The 14,554-nt window shown below is 45.7% G+C and carries 14 protein-coding genes; 6 read left to right on the top strand and 8 right to left on the bottom strand.

The window, feature by feature from the left end; all coding sequences use genetic code 11:
* Positions 1-96: 96 nt before the first annotated feature.
* Positions 97-1,107: a LacI family DNA-binding transcriptional regulator gene (locus Q8W40_RS12690; protein ID WP_305397533.1), complete on the bottom strand. Its 1,011-nt coding sequence runs from the start codon at positions 1,105-1,107 to the stop codon at positions 97-99.
* A gap of 232 nt (positions 1,108-1,339) precedes the next feature.
* On the opposite strand from Q8W40_RS12690, the gene Q8W40_RS12685 reads away from it, so the two are divergent.
* From Q8W40_RS12685 to Q8W40_RS12670, 4 genes are all read left to right on the top strand, one after another.
* Complete coding sequence (locus Q8W40_RS12685) at positions 1,340-2,365, top strand: ABC transporter substrate-binding protein (RefSeq protein ID WP_305397531.1); 1,026 nt, start codon at positions 1,340-1,342, stop codon at positions 2,363-2,365.
* Positions 2,366-2,462: 97 nt separating this feature from the next.
* On the top strand, positions 2,463-4,661 hold the full coding sequence (locus tag Q8W40_RS12680) for an ABC transporter permease (RefSeq protein WP_305397529.1): 2,199 nt from the start codon (positions 2,463-2,465) through the stop codon (positions 4,659-4,661).
* A 30-nt stretch (positions 4,662-4,691) separates the two neighbouring features.
* Positions 4,692-5,768, top strand: coding sequence for an ABC transporter ATP-binding protein (locus Q8W40_RS12675; protein ID WP_305397527.1), 1,077 nt, complete (start codon positions 4,692-4,694; stop codon positions 5,766-5,768).
* On the top strand, positions 5,768-6,571 hold the full coding sequence (locus Q8W40_RS12670; protein ID WP_305397526.1) for an inositol monophosphatase family protein: 804 nt from the start codon (positions 5,768-5,770) through the stop codon (positions 6,569-6,571). Before Q8W40_RS12675 ends, Q8W40_RS12670 begins: the two co-directional genes overlap by 1 nt.
* A 74-nt stretch (positions 6,572-6,645) precedes the next feature.
* On the opposite strand, the gene arsJ is transcribed toward Q8W40_RS12670, so the two are convergent.
* From arsJ to rhtB, 6 genes are all read right to left on the bottom strand, one after another.
* Positions 6,646-7,869, bottom strand: coding sequence for an organoarsenical effux MFS transporter ArsJ (arsJ, locus tag Q8W40_RS12665; protein WP_305397524.1), 1,224 nt, complete (start codon positions 7,867-7,869; stop codon positions 6,646-6,648).
* Between the two features lie 116 nt (positions 7,870-7,985).
* Positions 7,986-8,489 (bottom strand): cyclin-dependent kinase inhibitor 3 family protein, encoded by a 504-nt coding sequence (locus tag Q8W40_RS12660; RefSeq protein ID WP_305397522.1) that lies wholly within the window; start codon positions 8,487-8,489, stop codon positions 7,986-7,988.
* Positions 8,490-8,501: 12 nt separating this feature from the next.
* A complete protein-coding gene (locus Q8W40_RS12655; RefSeq protein WP_305397520.1) occupies positions 8,502-9,503 on the bottom strand; it encodes an ArsJ-associated glyceraldehyde-3-phosphate dehydrogenase in 1,002 nt (333 codons plus the stop codon).
* A 59-nt stretch (positions 9,504-9,562) separates the two neighbouring features.
* Positions 9,563-9,895, bottom strand: a complete 333-nt coding sequence (locus tag Q8W40_RS12650; protein WP_101115647.1) for a metalloregulator ArsR/SmtB family transcription factor — start codon at positions 9,893-9,895, stop codon at positions 9,563-9,565.
* Positions 9,896-10,023: 128 nt separating this feature from the next.
* Positions 10,024-11,283 (bottom strand): EAL and HDOD domain-containing protein, encoded by a 1,260-nt coding sequence (locus Q8W40_RS12645; RefSeq protein WP_305397518.1) that lies wholly within the window; start codon positions 11,281-11,283, stop codon positions 10,024-10,026.
* Between the two features lie 102 nt (positions 11,284-11,385).
* Positions 11,386-12,003 (bottom strand): homoserine/homoserine lactone efflux protein, encoded by a 618-nt coding sequence (gene rhtB / locus Q8W40_RS12640; protein ID WP_305397516.1) that lies wholly within the window; start codon positions 12,001-12,003, stop codon positions 11,386-11,388.
* A gap of 78 nt (positions 12,004-12,081) precedes the next feature.
* On the opposite strand from rhtB, the gene Q8W40_RS12635 reads away from it, so the two are divergent.
* Both Q8W40_RS12635 and Q8W40_RS12630 read left to right on the top strand, forming a co-directional pair.
* On the top strand, positions 12,082-13,080 hold the full coding sequence (locus Q8W40_RS12635; protein ID WP_305397515.1) for an alpha/beta fold hydrolase: 999 nt from the start codon (positions 12,082-12,084) through the stop codon (positions 13,078-13,080).
* Between the two features lie 131 nt (positions 13,081-13,211).
* Positions 13,212-14,072: a Cof-type HAD-IIB family hydrolase gene (locus Q8W40_RS12630; protein WP_305397513.1), complete on the top strand. Its 861-nt coding sequence runs from the start codon at positions 13,212-13,214 to the stop codon at positions 14,070-14,072.
* A 4-nt stretch (positions 14,073-14,076) separates the two neighbouring features.
* On the opposite strand, the gene Q8W40_RS12625 is transcribed toward Q8W40_RS12630, so the two are convergent.
* The gene (locus Q8W40_RS12625; RefSeq protein WP_305397511.1) at positions 14,077-14,529 is read right to left on the bottom strand and encodes an EVE domain-containing protein; all 453 of its coding nucleotides are present in this window, start codon (positions 14,527-14,529) and stop codon (positions 14,077-14,079) included.
* Positions 14,530-14,554: the final 25 nt, after the last annotated feature.

The raw sequence follows: 14,554 nt of genomic DNA, 5'->3' as shown, positions 1-14,554 counted from the left end.
TAGACCCGAGCCTTAGAACATAATCCTTGCACTATTTGGGTAATTTACCCGCTTTAGAGTTCCCCCTCTTTACCCGGCTAAATGCCGGGATTTTTCTTATCCATGCATTTTCGTACGTACCGTAGAGCGCACAATAAATCGAGATTTGATGCGTACGGTCTTACTCGGTTGTTCTTCATTGATAAAATCGACAGCAAGGCGTGCAATCTCTTCTGGCGGCTGATGGAAAGTCGTTAAGTCATACCCCGCCCAACTCGCCTGATCAATATCATCATACCCGACAACACTGATATCTCTAGGGATGTCGAGGCCAAATTTCTTACGAGCCGTATCGATGAATCCACATGCCAGTAAATCTGATGCACAAAATACCGCTTCAGGTAAGTCGACGTGGCTGAGTATTTCATTAGCCAGTTGACACCCGCCTTCATAGCTTGTCTCACCTATCTCGAAGAATTGCGTATTCAACGATTTCTTCTTTGCCTCTAATTGAAAGGCTTCCATGCGCTCTGTTAAGCCTTGAGAACTCGACTGAGATTTCGCAAATGCCACTTTGCTAAATCCTGCTCTCAAAAATAATTGGCAAACTCGTTCAGCTGCCGCGAGGTTATCTGGGCGAATATTTAGGCAGTTTTCAAATGTCTCTTCTCGATCCAGCAGTATCAACCTTTGACCAAACCGGATACACGCTTCGACTACCGAGCGAGATGGAGAACCCGACAGTATAATAGTGGCTTCTGCACGAAAATGAATGGTGCGCTTTAGCGCATTTTCTGCGTCCCCTGAGCCCGAAGTGATAACAAAAGCAGCCCGGCCGCTATTTTGAATGCTTTCAATCAACGCATCACACAGTTTTGAATGCCACGGCTGAACAATATGATCAGCAACAATGCACACGATACCACTTTTCCCTTTAATCAAGCCTTTGGCTAACCGGTTTTCTTCATAGCCAAGCTCTTCTGCGGCTTTGAGAACTTTCTCGCGTGTTGCTTGAGATACCTTCCCACCAGAAAAAGTTCTCGAAACCGCTGAACGAGACACACCCGCCAACTCAGCGACAGCGCTAGAGGTCACCTTTACTTTTGTTTTTACTGATTTTATTCCCATAACAACTCACTAAAGAAATGCATTAGTTGACTAAATACAGCTCTAAAAAAACCGACCAAATCGGTACAAAAATCCATCATGGTTTAGATAAATCTATATTACAACAAAGATTAAATAGTTGTTAAAAATTTGTTTAAAAGGTTGACATCAACCTTATTGATTGATTACATTTTAATCAGTGCACACGAGTGCACCAATGGATTGGATATCTATTCTTCATGGAGGAAGACGTATGAAATACAAGTTAAGTGCAACATTAACCGCGATAGCTTTAACTGGTGTTACTCACAATGCGTATGCTGAAGGCAAACTCAATTTGGTTTGTTCTGCGACAGTTGATGTATGTGAGTCCCTTGCAAAAGGGTTCAGTGAAAAGACCGGTGTGGATGTGAACATGGTTCGCCTGTCGTCTGGGGAAGTTTTTGCTCGAGTGAGAGCCGAGGCACGTAACCCTAAGCTAGACATCTGGTGGGGTGGAACAGGTGAGCCGCATTTGCAGGCAGCAGAACTGAGCCTAACAGAACCGTACAAATCGAAACATTTACCAGATCTGCACGATTGGGCTGTTTCACAAGCAGAAAGTGCCAATTATAGAACGGTCGGTGTCTATTCGGGTGTTTTGGGTATTGCCTACAACACGGAACTGTTAGCCAAAAAAGGTATAGAACCTCCTAAATGCTGGGAAGATTTACTAAATCCTAAACTTGAAGGAGAAATCCAAGTTGCTAACCCTAATTCATCAGGCACAGCTTATTCCGTACTGGCGACATTAAGTCAACTTATGGGTGAAAATGAAGCTTACCTGTACTTAATGAAGATGAATGAAAATGTCTCGCAGTACACTAAATCAGGTTCTGCTCCTGTTAAATCGGCTGCTCGTGGGGAAAACGCGGTTGCCATTGTTTATCTTCATGATGCGATAAAGCAATCGGTTAAAGGGTTCCCTATTGAAACTGTCGCTCCTTGTGAAGGAACGGGCTATGAAATCGGCTCTATGTCAATTATTAAAGGAGCTAGAAACGGTGAAAACGCTCGCCAGTTCTATGACTGGGTGTTAACTCCAGAAGCACAAAGTCGCTTAAAAGATGTTGGCTCGTATCAACTTCCCTCCAACAAGGCATCCATTATTCCAGAAAAAGCACCAAGGCTAGAAGACACTAAGTTGATTGACTTTGACTTTGTAACCTACGGGTCTTCAGAAACACGAATTCGTCTCCTCTCTCGTTGGGACGCGGAAGTTGGCGCATTTGCCAAGTAACTCTGCGACTCCACTTTAAAAATTCATTTCGTGGTACGGAATGCTCACTGTTGTAAGGAGCATTCTGTGCACATCAATAAAAATGTGAGGGAAACGAATGCAGTTACAAAATCGACGTTTATATGCAACCGTTGCCGCCGCTGTTTTATCTTTTCTGATACTCCCTTGGTATAGGCAAGAAGAAGGCTTTTATTCTTTCTACTGGATTTCAAGTGTATTCAGTAATGAAGAATCTTCACCGGGTATATTGCAATTGTTGGCTTATGGGAAACATTGGTTAATCTTTGTTCCTATCGTAATACTCCTGAGCGTGGTAGCGGCTTGTTCGGCTGTCTCATCCAACAGACGAACAAGCCTGCTTATCTATGGTTCATTGGCAGGTCTTGCACTGCTGACACTTCAAGGCTTTGCAATTTCGTGGACAGGATGGAGTGGGACATTTTTGTCCGCCGTCTTACCTGAGGTTCCGGGGCAAAACCCGTTCGGTGCGGGTGCTGTCTCCTTTGGACTGTGCATGGTTGGTCTTTTTTCTTTTGGGCTTGCCGAACGTGGGGTAATGAAAGGCGACGCCTTTGTCATTGGCGCTATATCCTTTCTGGTCGTCATGGTCGCAACGTTTGTTCTGTACCCTGTGTTGAGCATGTTCGCGGGTTCTGTTCAAACATTGGATGGCACATTCAACCCGGGAGGACTAGCGAAAAACTTATTCCATAACAATGTTTGGAGCCTCGCATGTGTCGTAAGTGATGCACGTTGTGGCGTGGCTATTCGTACACTTGGCTTGGCAATCTCGACCGCAACTGCCTGTACATTATTAGGACTGTGTTTTGCACTTGTCGTTACACGAACTGGCTTCAAGTATAAGAAAACACTACGTATTGCCACCATTCTCCCCATCATCACGCCTCCTTTTGTTATCGGTATGGCTCTGATTCTTTTGTTTGGACGAAGCGGCATCATTACAGAGTCTTTGTCGGATCTACTAGGGATAGAACCCAGCCGATGGCTGTTTAGTATGAAGGGGATTTGGCTCGCTCAAGTGCTTTCATTCACACCGATTTCATTCATGATTATGATTGGTGTGGTCGAAGGGGTGAGCCCTTCACTAGAAGAAGCATCCCAAACCTTACGCGCTAACTCTGCTCAAACTTTCTGGAACGTATCTTTACCATTAATGCGCCCCGGTATTGCCAACGCATTTCTCGTTTCATTCATCGAAAGCATGGCTGACTTTGGTAACCCACTCGTACTCAGCGGCAGTAACGGCGTACTCTCTACCGAGATATTTTTTGCGGTGGTTGGCGCTCAAAGTGATCCTACTCGGGCCGCATCCTTGGCGTTGGTGCTTCTGTGCTTTACGTTAACGGCCTTCATGATTCAGCGTCTCTGGCTATCAGGTAAAAACTACGCGACCGTTACGGGTAAAGCAGACTCTGGCGTACATGCCCGGTTACCAAAACCAGCGGAACGAGCAACGGTGACTATCGTTCTAGCGTGGATGTCAGTTACTGTCGTTGTCTATGGGATGATCATATTTGGCGGCTTCGTAAATGTATGGGGACTGGATCATAGCTTCACCCTTAAACATTACGCTCACGCCTTCAGTATCGAATTCCTCGAAACGGGTATCGAGTGGACGGGTGTTGCTTGGGATTCTTTCTGGACAACCATGGAAATTTCTCTGATTTCCGCTCCATTAACCGCTGCCGTCGGATTGCTGACTGCTTATCTAATTGTCAGACAACATTTTAAAGGGCGAAGTATTTTCGAGTTCTCCCTCATGATGAGCTTTGCGATACCGGGGACGGTTATCGGTGTCAGCTACGTTATGGCATTTAACTACCCACCATTAGAGATGACGGGAACCGCCTTAATTCTCATTCTCGGTTTTGTCTTCCGCAATATGCCCGTTGGTGTCAGAGGAGGTATCGCCGCCATGTCGCAATTAGATCAAAGCCTAGATGAAGCCTCTCAGACTTTGGGGGCGACCACTTGGCGTACTCTACGCAAAGTTATCCTACCACTTTTGAGACCCGCCATATTGAGCGCGATGGTGTTCTCGTTTGTCCGTGCAATCACGTCGATCAGCGCCGTCATATTCTTGGTCAGCGCAGAATGGAACATGGCAACGGCCTACATTGTGGGGCTCGTTGAAAATGGGGACTTTGGTGTCGCTATCGCCTACTCCTCCGCTCTGATTGTGGTCATGGTCATTGTCATATCTGTATTCCAGCTATTGATAGGAGAAAGGAAGCTCCGTCGACATAACCGACTCGCGACTAAGACGACCTCTTAGTCCAAAGCCTAGAATAAGGAATTAAGCTAAATGAATAGTTCAAAAAAAGGTGCGGTTGATTTTTCTAGCATCTGCAAAAAATACGGCGATTTTACTGCTGTCCCCGATCTCGACTTTCAACTTCGACCTGGGGAATTAGTCACACTCCTTGGCCCTTCTGGCTGTGGAAAGACAACAACCCTTCGTATGCTAGCGGGCTTAGAACATCCATCTTCGGGTACCATTAACATTGGTGGAAGAGATGTCACCAACCTGCCAGCGAATGAACGCGATGTCGCTATGGTGTTTCAATCCTACGCACTCTTTCCACATATGTCTGTCGCTGAGAACGTTCAGTACGGGCTTATTTCAGGTGGCATGCCCAAAAACCTCGCCATTACGAAAGCAGAAGAAGGCTTAAGCTTAGTGGGTTTGGATGGGTACGGAGAACGTTTGCCCTCTGAATTATCCGGTGGGCAACAGCAACGAGTCGCTGTGGCAAGAGCTCTGGTACTCGAACCGCAGGTTTTGCTTCTTGATGAACCATTGTCGAACTTGGATGCGCGATTGCGTCGAAAAGTGCGTACTGACATTCGAGAAATTCAACAAAAGCTCAATCTCACGGCACTGTACGTAACCCACGATCAAGATGAAGCGTTAGCAGTATCTGACCGAGTAGTCATCATGAACAACGGTAAAATTGAACAAGTGGGAACCCCGAAGGAACTGTACGCTCAGCCAGAAAATGAATTTGTTGCGGATTTCATTGGCGAGGCGAACTTGGTCGATTGCCTAGTTGTAGCGGTTAACGAGGGTGTCGCAAAAATTGATGTACTCGGCTACACCTTCGAACTGAATTGTGCACATGCCAAAAATGGAAAGGGGCGCCTTGCCATCAGACCCGGTGCAATCCAAATATCCTCTAGTTCAGAGTCAAACACCTTGTCAGGCAAAATCAAAGTCGCGTCATTTTTGGGAGACCATATGGAATATGAATTAGAAACGGCTGCAGGCGATCTTTTTGCCATCGCCGATAACTCCAATAATGGTATCTCGGTGAATCAAGAAGTATCTATCAGTTTCAGGCAGAGTGATCTGGCGCTTTTGAAACAAGGAGGTAAATCTTAATGATGACAAAATACTCGGCTGTAAATCCGGAAGAAAGCCGGCTTCAGTTCGCCATATCTACCGCTCATAAAGCAGGTATTCTTGCGCTGAAATACTACAATGATCTTGCTTCCCTAGCGGTCGAGAAAAAATCGAATGCACACGATGTCGTTTCAATTGCCGATCGCGAAACTGAAATTCTAATGCGAGAGCTCATCAAATCAGAATTTCCAAACGATGGAATTCTCGGTGAAGAACTAGGGTTTGATAATACAGATTCAGAATACACTTGGGTAATCGACCCCATTGATGGGACTCAAATGTTTCTATCGGGTATCCCGACATGGAGCATCTCTATCGCCATTGTTTCTAAAGGTGAACCCATCATAGGCGTCGTGTACGACCCCAACCAAGGGGATTGCTACTCTGGTCTAATTGGAAATGGTGCATACCTAAACAATCGAAAAATGGAAGTTAACAATCAACTGACTCTATCAGATGGTATGACAGGAGTAGGCACCAACCGATTCGGTTCTCAGGAGCCTGTCGTAGCTACTATAGATTACATACTAGGTAACGGCGGGCAAGTGATCAGGAATGGTTCAGGAGCGCTGATGCTTGCCCAAGTAGCGGCCTCTAAGCTCGTCGCCTATTTTGAACCAAGAATGTATCCATGGGACTGTCTAGCCGGAATTTGTTTAATAAAGGAATCAAAAGGGTACGCTTGCGATTTTGAGCTAAACGAATACACCATAAAACATGGTGCTAAAGTTTTGGCTGGTACAAAATCGTCTGTTTTTGACCTCAAAACACAAGTCGAATAGACCCCGTTAGAATCTGTTCAAGGGTTTGCCTAAGGAAAAAGAGGCTGCATGGTTAGCAGCCTCTCTATTCTGCATCAAGAGATAGGTTCCGCCACTTTATGTTTGGGCAACTTAATACTAATTACAGCGGTTAACACTAAGAAGCCGAACGACACCCACAAACATGCCGACAATCCCGCTACCTGAAAGACCCAGCCTGATAATACCGTGCCTATCAACCTTCCCATTGCGTTAGCCATGTAGTAAAAGCCAACATCGAGCGAAACCCCGTCGCCTTTGGCATAGCTCACTATCAGGTAGGAATGCAGAGACGAGTTAACCGCAAATACTGCCCCAAATACCATTAAGCCAATCACGATAACCCACTGTGGATACCACGACATTTGAACGGCATACGCAATCACACCCGTGATGCCTGCCAACAGCAGTGCCCAATACAATGCAGCGGAACCATCGGGGACACGCCCTTGCGCTTTACCGGTAATGTTGGGCGCAAAACCTTGTACCAAACCATAGGCAATAACCCAACTCGCGAGGAACCCGCCCACCCATAGGTGATCCCAACCAAATACTGAACCGAGATAAACAGGTAACGCCACGACAAACCAAACATCTCGTGCACCGAACAAAAACATACGGGCTGCAGAAAGGATATTGATGCTTTCAGACTTAGAGAAAATTTGGCTGAATTTAGGTTTGTTCTTCGCCTTCCCCATGTTGCTTTCAAGTGCGATTAGGCTACCAACCAACACCAAAGACAACACACCGGCCATCACCAATACCGACGCTTTAAAGCCGATAAGAGACAGTAATAATCCACCAATAAAGAAGCCCGCACCTTTAAGCGCATTCTTAGAACCAGTGAGGATAGCGACCCATTTGTACAACCCACCTTGGTCTTCTTCCGGTACCAGCGTTTTAATGGCACTTTTGGCACTCATCTTGTTCAGATCTTTAGCAATTCCCGAAAGCGCTTGCGCCGCCATAACCCAAGGAATGGTGAGCCACATCGCAGGCACCGCTAGCATCACCAAGGCGACGATTTGCATTCCTAAACCGATATTCATGGTTCGGTTCAAGCCTAACCTCGCCCCCAACCACCCCCCGATGAGATTGGTCACGACCCCAAAAAATTCATAGAAAAGAAACAGCGAGGCGATAGCCAACGTGCTGTAACCCAAATCATGGAAATACAGCACCACCAGCATTCTGAGTGCACCATCGGTGAGTGTGAAGTTCCAATAGTTGAACGTCACCAACATGTATTGGCGAACACTTTTACTCAAACCTGAAAACATGAAAACTCCCATGTTTGGCAGTAAGGGCTATGGTCTGTCGACCTAGGCAATAGAGCTTTGAGATCACCATGATCCCAAAGCTTTTAAACGATCAATCTATCTCACAAGAGATCGCCTTACTTCGATGTATAGTCGGATGCCACACGCTCAATGTAGTCAACTTGTACGGGTTTGGTAAACGCGCCCGGACGAAGTGCCTGTACTTCCCGGATGATGTCATCCAACGCCCAGCCTTGTTCCAGTAATAGGTGAGCGGCGAACAAACCTGTACGTCCCGAGCCTCCCATGCAGTGCATGGCTACGTTACCGTCTTCTTCGAGAATGGCGTGTAAGTCTGGGCTGGCGTTTTGCCATTTAATATCAAACGCTTCGCTCGGTGCGCAATCGTCTTCAATTTCAATTTGAAACCACTTCATACCCAATTGCTCGGTTAATGCTCCAAGCTCTGCAACGTCTTTGCTGGCAAGTTCAGCATTACTCAAAGCGGTGACTATCGCTTGTACACCTTGAGATTGAAGCTGCTTCAGAGAATCCTCTAATGGAACGCCTTTTGTACCTGGGCAAGGCGTTAAAACCAAACCACCGATTTCTAAATCTAAATTCCAAGTAGGGTGAGACATGTTTTTTCCTCTCTATACCAAGCCAACATTACGAACCAATTCAGCGGTACGAGTCGCATAGCCCATTTCATTGTCATACCACGCATAGATTTTCACCATTCGTGTTCCCACAACCATGGTTGAAAGCGCATCGACAATGGTAGAGCGTTGGTCGCCTTTATAATCGATCGATACCAGTGGACGCTCTTCAAAACCAAGAATACCCTTCAGTTCGCCTTCAGATGCTTCTTTAAGCAAGGCGTTCACTTCTTCTGGAGTGGTATCCTTTTTCACATCAAAAATGATATCGGTTAAAGAAGCATTGGCTAAAGGTACGCGCACCGCGTGTCCGTTAATCTTATCTTTTAGCTCTGGGAAAATTTCCACAATCGCGGTCGCGCTGCCCGTTGTGGTTGGAATCAAACTCATTCCACACGCGCGTGCACGGCGAAGGTCTTTATGAGGCGTATCTAAAATGGTTTGGGTATTGGTTAAGTCATGAATCGTCGTGAAAGAGGCTTGTGCTATCCCAAGCTTCTCGTGAATAACTTTCACAACAGGTGCAATGCAGTTGGTGGTGCAAGAAGCTGCGGTAACAATTTTATGCGTCTCAGGGTCGAAAATGTGGTCGTTCACACCCACCACGATGTTCGCTATGCCTTCTTCTTTTACTGGTGCTGATACCACAACACGCTTCACACCCTGATCTAAGTACTGGTTCAAGAAAGAGGTTTTGCGATGCACGCCCGTTGCTTCAATCACCACGTCGCAGCCCGACCAATCGGTATCCGCAATGGAGGCATTTTGTGACGTCGAGATTCGCTGATCATTGACAACAATATCGCCATTATCGACACTCACTTCGTGGTGCCAGCGCCCCTGAACGGAATCAAACTCCAGCAAGTGGCCTAAGGTTTCTGCATTTCCTGCCACATCATTAATGTGAACAAATTCGATTTCGGACCAGTCAAACGCCGCGCGCAATGCTAGGCGACCAATTCTGCCAAAACCGTTAATTCCTACTTTAATCGTCATCGTTTTATCTTCCATTTAGGGAAACTGTTGTACCCAAGTAACTTTAAGGTGACTGGGAGCTACTGGCATGGTCTGTCAGCGCGATTCAAACGTTCTATATCGGCTTGATACTGCACTTTCAAACTTTCTGAAGTCGCAATACCATCAATCACATTGCTTAACCATTCAGGTAATTCTGAAGAGATTTGGTAATACACCCATTGCCCTCGGCGTTCATCCAACAACACACCGGACTGTCTTAATTGCGCAAGGTGGCGTGAGATTTTGGGCTGGCTTTCTTCCAATGCATCCATTAGTTCACATACACAAAGGCTGCCTTCTCGGGCGAGCAGCAGTAAGCATCTCAAACGTGTTTCGTCTGACAGCATCTTGAAAAACAGGTGAGGTAACATAGCCATCTCTTAATATATTCGCATATCCATATATATTAAAAAATAACGAACTTAGGTCAAGAGAGAAAGATCAAATTAATAGAATTGTCATATAACGGAAAGGGGTAACAGTGAATCAATCAGCTCAATTACCCACCGACAGCTTTGGGCGGCTTCACATTGGTTAGAATCATTGCTTGCATGTGCTCACTCCAGTTCATCGCTTCGTGAAGTTCGTTTCGGACATCGTCCACTTTCAGCTGCAGTGATTGGCACAAACTTTCCACGCCATCCCAATCAGCATTTTCAAAGCGTTCTTCAAGCGTCAACAACTGACCCAGAGGCCCTTCACGCTGGAGCAAGGCAATGTTGATTTCAGCACATAATGGGAGTTGCTCGAGTAAACTGTCCATGGAATGGTCGAGAAAAGAATCCAACAATGAAAACAATCCAATGATGAATGCTTGATCACGTTGGCTATCAAAGGGACGATAGCGAGTCATTAGGTGACAGAAACGCGCACGCTGCAAAGACAGTTTATGCAATTCCAATGGTTTCTTGTTCGAAACATAAGAAGCAACAACCAAGGAAACAAACTGTTTAAGCTTATCCTGCCCAAGGTAGACCAAGGCTTGCCTAAAAGAGGAAATAGGCACGGAAATCCTTGGCGTCATGCCGTTTACAAAACGCAATAATTGATAACTGAGTGTCACATCCTGAGTGACCAACATTTCGACGCGATCATAGTCGACATCGGCTTGGCAAACTTCTTGAAAGAGCTCAAGGGCAAGCATTTGCTCTGGTTTGACTGCGCGATTACGGATGACTTCAGGCTTGCTGAAGAAAAAGCCTTGGAAGAAATCGAAACCCGCCTCACGAGCCGCTTCAAATTCCTGATACGTTTCAACACGTTCAGCTAAGAATTTACATTTTGACCCAGCAGCTAACTTTTGACGAACGTATTCGCACGCTTGCTCGATACCCACTTGCATCAGATCTATCTTGATGATTTTTGCGTAAGGAACAAATCGCTCCCACTCTGCGCCCAAATCAAAATCGTCCAACGCAATGGCATAGCCGTGGCGATGTAAATAGCGGATCGCGTGCAGTAAATCGTCGGTTGGGCGGCATGTTTCCAGCACTTCTACAATGATTTGCTCTTTGGGCAATGCCATTGGAAGCATTCGAACCAAGCTTTCGTGAGGGAAGTTAATGAAGTAGCGAGAAGCTTTAGACGTCGCATTACTTCCAAAAGAGAGGAAGTTCTCGACGATCAAACGGTAAGTCGCTCGATTTGAGTCAACGTGAACGGGAAATGCGTTGTGCTCCCCGTCTCTGAACAGCAGTTCATAGCCTATGGTTTGGCATTTATTATTCAGAATAGGTTGCCGTGCAACATAGGTGTACATAGATAATTACCCAAAACCACAAACTAAAGGTATCACTGGTCCGAGAAGATACCGTATTTCCATGCGTATCGGTAGTCCAAATTGTTAATATCCACCAATGCGTTAAGCTCTTGCCGTCGCCAACAAAGCTCCGCAACCGATAAACATAGAGCCAAAAATCCGGTTCATTCTCGACATCATCTTTCCTGATCGGATAAACCGACCTAAATGCGCAGCCATTCCGGTGTAAAAAATCATGACAAAAATATCAATTACAACAGTGGTCACACCAAGCACAATAAGCTGAGTCATCTGATCTTGAGCCGGATCGATAAACTGTGGAAACAGGGCTACGAGGAAAACAATCGACTTCGGATTGGTCAAATTGATCAAAGTGGCACTCCGCATCAATTGCCATCCTGACACTTGTTTTGGCTCTGTAGAAACGGTTAAGCTCTTGGTTTCTCGCCACTTTTGCATACCAAGTAAAATTAGATAGACCACTCCAACCCACTTAATAACAGTAAATGCTATTGCAGACTGTGCAACCAAGGCGCCTATCCCTGCTCCTACTAAGACAATATGAAAGGTAAGCCCAATTTGTAAACCCAAGATCGCCGGTAACGACTTGCGTATCCCATAATTGATACCATTGCTGATCGAGTTCACAGTTCCTGAGCCCGGTGCGAAACTAAAAATGATTGCAGTGGCGATATAGGTCAACAAAACTTGGGTATCCATTTCTGCCATCCTTTTTACATTCAATCGTCACTTTCGGCGTACAATATACCTATAGTCGACAATCTAACAGAGAAAACCATGAGCGAATTAGCCTCCTCCAACTACACATTCAGTCAGGAAGACTCTTTTTCGCAATATTATGCCCAACAGATTGCGCCTTTTTGGCAACAAAGGCAACACGGTTACTCGCAGGGCACCAATAGCCGCCGCCTTTACTGGATCTCTCTGACTTCTCCTAAGCACACTAAAGCCATTATGGTCGTGAACGGGCGCATTGAAAGTACGTGGAAATACCAAGAACTCTTCTTCGATTTATTCCAACAAGGTTACGATATCTACTCTTACGATCATCAAGGTCAAGGTTTGTCGGATAGGCTCACCGAAAATCCCGAATTAGGACACGTGATGGACTTTGGTGATTACGTAGACGACATGGCTTTAATGGTTGAACAGTTCGGTTTCTCGCGTTACGAACAGTCCTTCTTGCTGGGACATTCAATGGGGGGAGCAATCATCACTCGATATTTGCAAACCCACGCCGATCACCCGTTTGTTGCAACGGCACTGAGCGCTCCTATGTTTGGGGTGAATCTATCTTGGTACATGCGCCCAATTGCGAAGATTCTTAGTGGGCTTATTGATACCTTTTCAAACAAACCCAATTTTGCACTGGGTCAAGGGGCGTATTGGAGTAAACCCTTCGAAAACAACCCTCTTACATTTAGTAAAACACGCTATACATGGTTCCGAGATTTATATGAATCCATGCCACAGCTCAAGCTAGGCGGACCAAGCAGCCGCTGGGTATGGCAGAGCCTGACAGCCGCGCAAACCTGTGTGGATAAAGCCGCTGACATAAAAACACCGCTGCTGTTACTGCAAGCGGGCGATGACATCATCGTGAGTAATCAAGCGCAATCAGAATTTATTCAAAACCTAAAGCGCGGGAAACGCGTTACACAAATGGTTAGCCTGCCCGATTCTAGGCATGAATTACTGTTCGAACGAGATCATATACGCAACGCTGCCCTTGAAAGTATTCTTAGGTTCTTTCAGGGGAATACATCGAAAGAGTAATCAATTAGCCGAATCAAAAAGAGTAGATTCCTAAAAGAGGAAATACGGAATTACCCTCTTTTTTGTCATGAGACTGAATTAGACTAGGGTGATAACTCCCTTATTAATAACGTCGAGTACCTACACACCCTATGAAGACCACTGCTAGCGATTCCAATCATAACGGCTCTGACATTGACCATTCCAACTTCAGCATCGTTGCTTCCGACCTTGACGGTACACTCCTTGCGCCAAACCACCAGCTAAGTGAATTCAGTAAATCCACGCTGAAAGCCCTGCATCAACAAGGCATTCACTTCATTTTCGCAACAGGTAGGCACCACGTCGACGTAGCAGGAATTCGTAGCCAAGTGGGCATTCCTGCGTACATGATCACGTCAAATGGTGCACGTGTACACGACACCAACGATAACTTGGTGTACAGCCAGGATGTGCCTTCTGAGTTGGTGCAACCTGTCATCGATATCATAAAAGAAGACAAAGACATCATCATTCACCTGTATCAGAATGAATCGTGGTTATTGGATCGGGAAGACGAAAAACTCAAAAACTTCCATGAGGAATCCGGCTTTACGTATCAACGCTTTGAGGTAGATAACGCACCAACCGATGGAATAGCTAAATTGTTTTTCACCTACCCTGATCATGAACATTTGGTTCAATTTGAAAGCCAGTTGAATGACGTATTTGGCGACAAACTGAACATCGCATTCTCGACACCGTGGTGCTTAGAAGTCATGGCGGCTTGTGTATCAAAAGGGGAAGCATTGGATGCCGTTGCCAAGCAGTTGGGCTTTGGTCTTGAAAACTGTATTGCTTTTGGTGATGGTATGAACGACGTCGAAATGTTGGCTATGGCGGGCAAAGGATTGGTCATGGAAACATCCCATGAAAAAGTGAAGCTTGCCCTACCAAACAACGAAATCATTGGCAGCAACGCGAACGATGCCGTTGCACACTATCTAGAAAATCATTTGATAGGAAAAGATTAACTCCCTACTCCTGATCCAGAATCGTCTGCCACTCTTGCTCAGACACTGGCATAATGGATAGGCGATTTCCTCTTTTAACCAAAGGTAATTCACTCAACTCGGGCAAAGACTTAAGCTTAACCAGTGGAATCAGCCTATCGAGTTTACGAACAAATTCGATGTCCACCATAACCCAGCGTGGGTTATCGGGATCAGACTTGGGGTCGAAGTAGTCGCTTTTTGCATCAAACTGGAAATGGTCGGGATACGCTTCTTTCGTCACTTTCGCAATTCCAGCCACTCCAATATGTTTGCAAGATGAATGGTAGATAAACACCAAATCGCCGACTTTTATCTCATCTCGCATCATGTTACGCGCTTGATAATTGCGTACTCCCTCCCAACACGATACATTTTTCACCCGTAGAGTATCGATAGAAAACTCATCTGGTTCAGTTTTAAATAACCAATATGACATAATATCTCTCACATAATTCGAAGGC

The organism is Vibrio penaeicida (assembly GCF_030689305.1).
GTDB classification, from domain to species: Bacteria; Pseudomonadota; Gammaproteobacteria; order Enterobacterales; family Vibrionaceae; genus Vibrio; species Vibrio penaeicida_B.
Note: the sequence above shows the minus strand (reverse complement) of the source record. Positions and strands in the feature narration are given on the sequence as shown.

Coding starts and splice junctions, on each gene's coding strand:
- rhtB (WP_305397516.1), bottom strand. CDS start 12,003: ATGGATACCCAAGTTTTGTTGACCTATATCGCCACTGCAATCATTTTT.
- Q8W40_RS12655 (WP_305397520.1), bottom strand. CDS start 9,503: ATGACGATTAAAGTAGGAATTAACGGTTTTGGCAGAATTGGTCGCCTA.
- Q8W40_RS12660 (WP_305397522.1), bottom strand. CDS start 8,489: ATGTCTCACCCTACTTGGAATTTAGATTTAGAAATCGGTGGTTTGGTT.
- Q8W40_RS12645 (WP_305397518.1), bottom strand. CDS start 11,283: ATGTACACCTATGTTGCACGGCAACCTATTCTGAATAATAAATGCCAA.
- Q8W40_RS12670 (WP_305397526.1), top strand. CDS start 5,768: ATGATGACAAAATACTCGGCTGTAAATCCGGAAGAAAGCCGGCTTCAG.
- Q8W40_RS12650 (WP_101115647.1), bottom strand. CDS start 9,895: ATGTTACCTCACCTGTTTTTCAAGATGCTGTCAGACGAAACACGTTTG.
- Q8W40_RS12625 (WP_305397511.1), bottom strand. CDS start 14,529: ATGTCATATTGGTTATTTAAAACTGAACCAGATGAGTTTTCTATCGAT.
- Q8W40_RS12690 (WP_305397533.1), bottom strand. CDS start 1,107: ATGGGAATAAAATCAGTAAAAACAAAAGTAAAGGTGACCTCTAGCGCT.
- Q8W40_RS12635 (WP_305397515.1), top strand. CDS start 12,082: ATGAGCGAATTAGCCTCCTCCAACTACACATTCAGTCAGGAAGACTCT.
- Q8W40_RS12680 (WP_305397529.1), top strand. CDS start 2,463: ATGCAGTTACAAAATCGACGTTTATATGCAACCGTTGCCGCCGCTGTT.
- arsJ (WP_305397524.1), bottom strand. CDS start 7,869: ATGTTTTCAGGTTTGAGTAAAAGTGTTCGCCAATACATGTTGGTGACG.
- Q8W40_RS12685 (WP_305397531.1), top strand. CDS start 1,340: ATGAAATACAAGTTAAGTGCAACATTAACCGCGATAGCTTTAACTGGT.
- Q8W40_RS12675 (WP_305397527.1), top strand. CDS start 4,692: ATGAATAGTTCAAAAAAAGGTGCGGTTGATTTTTCTAGCATCTGCAAA.
- Q8W40_RS12630 (WP_305397513.1), top strand. CDS start 13,212: ATGAAGACCACTGCTAGCGATTCCAATCATAACGGCTCTGACATTGAC.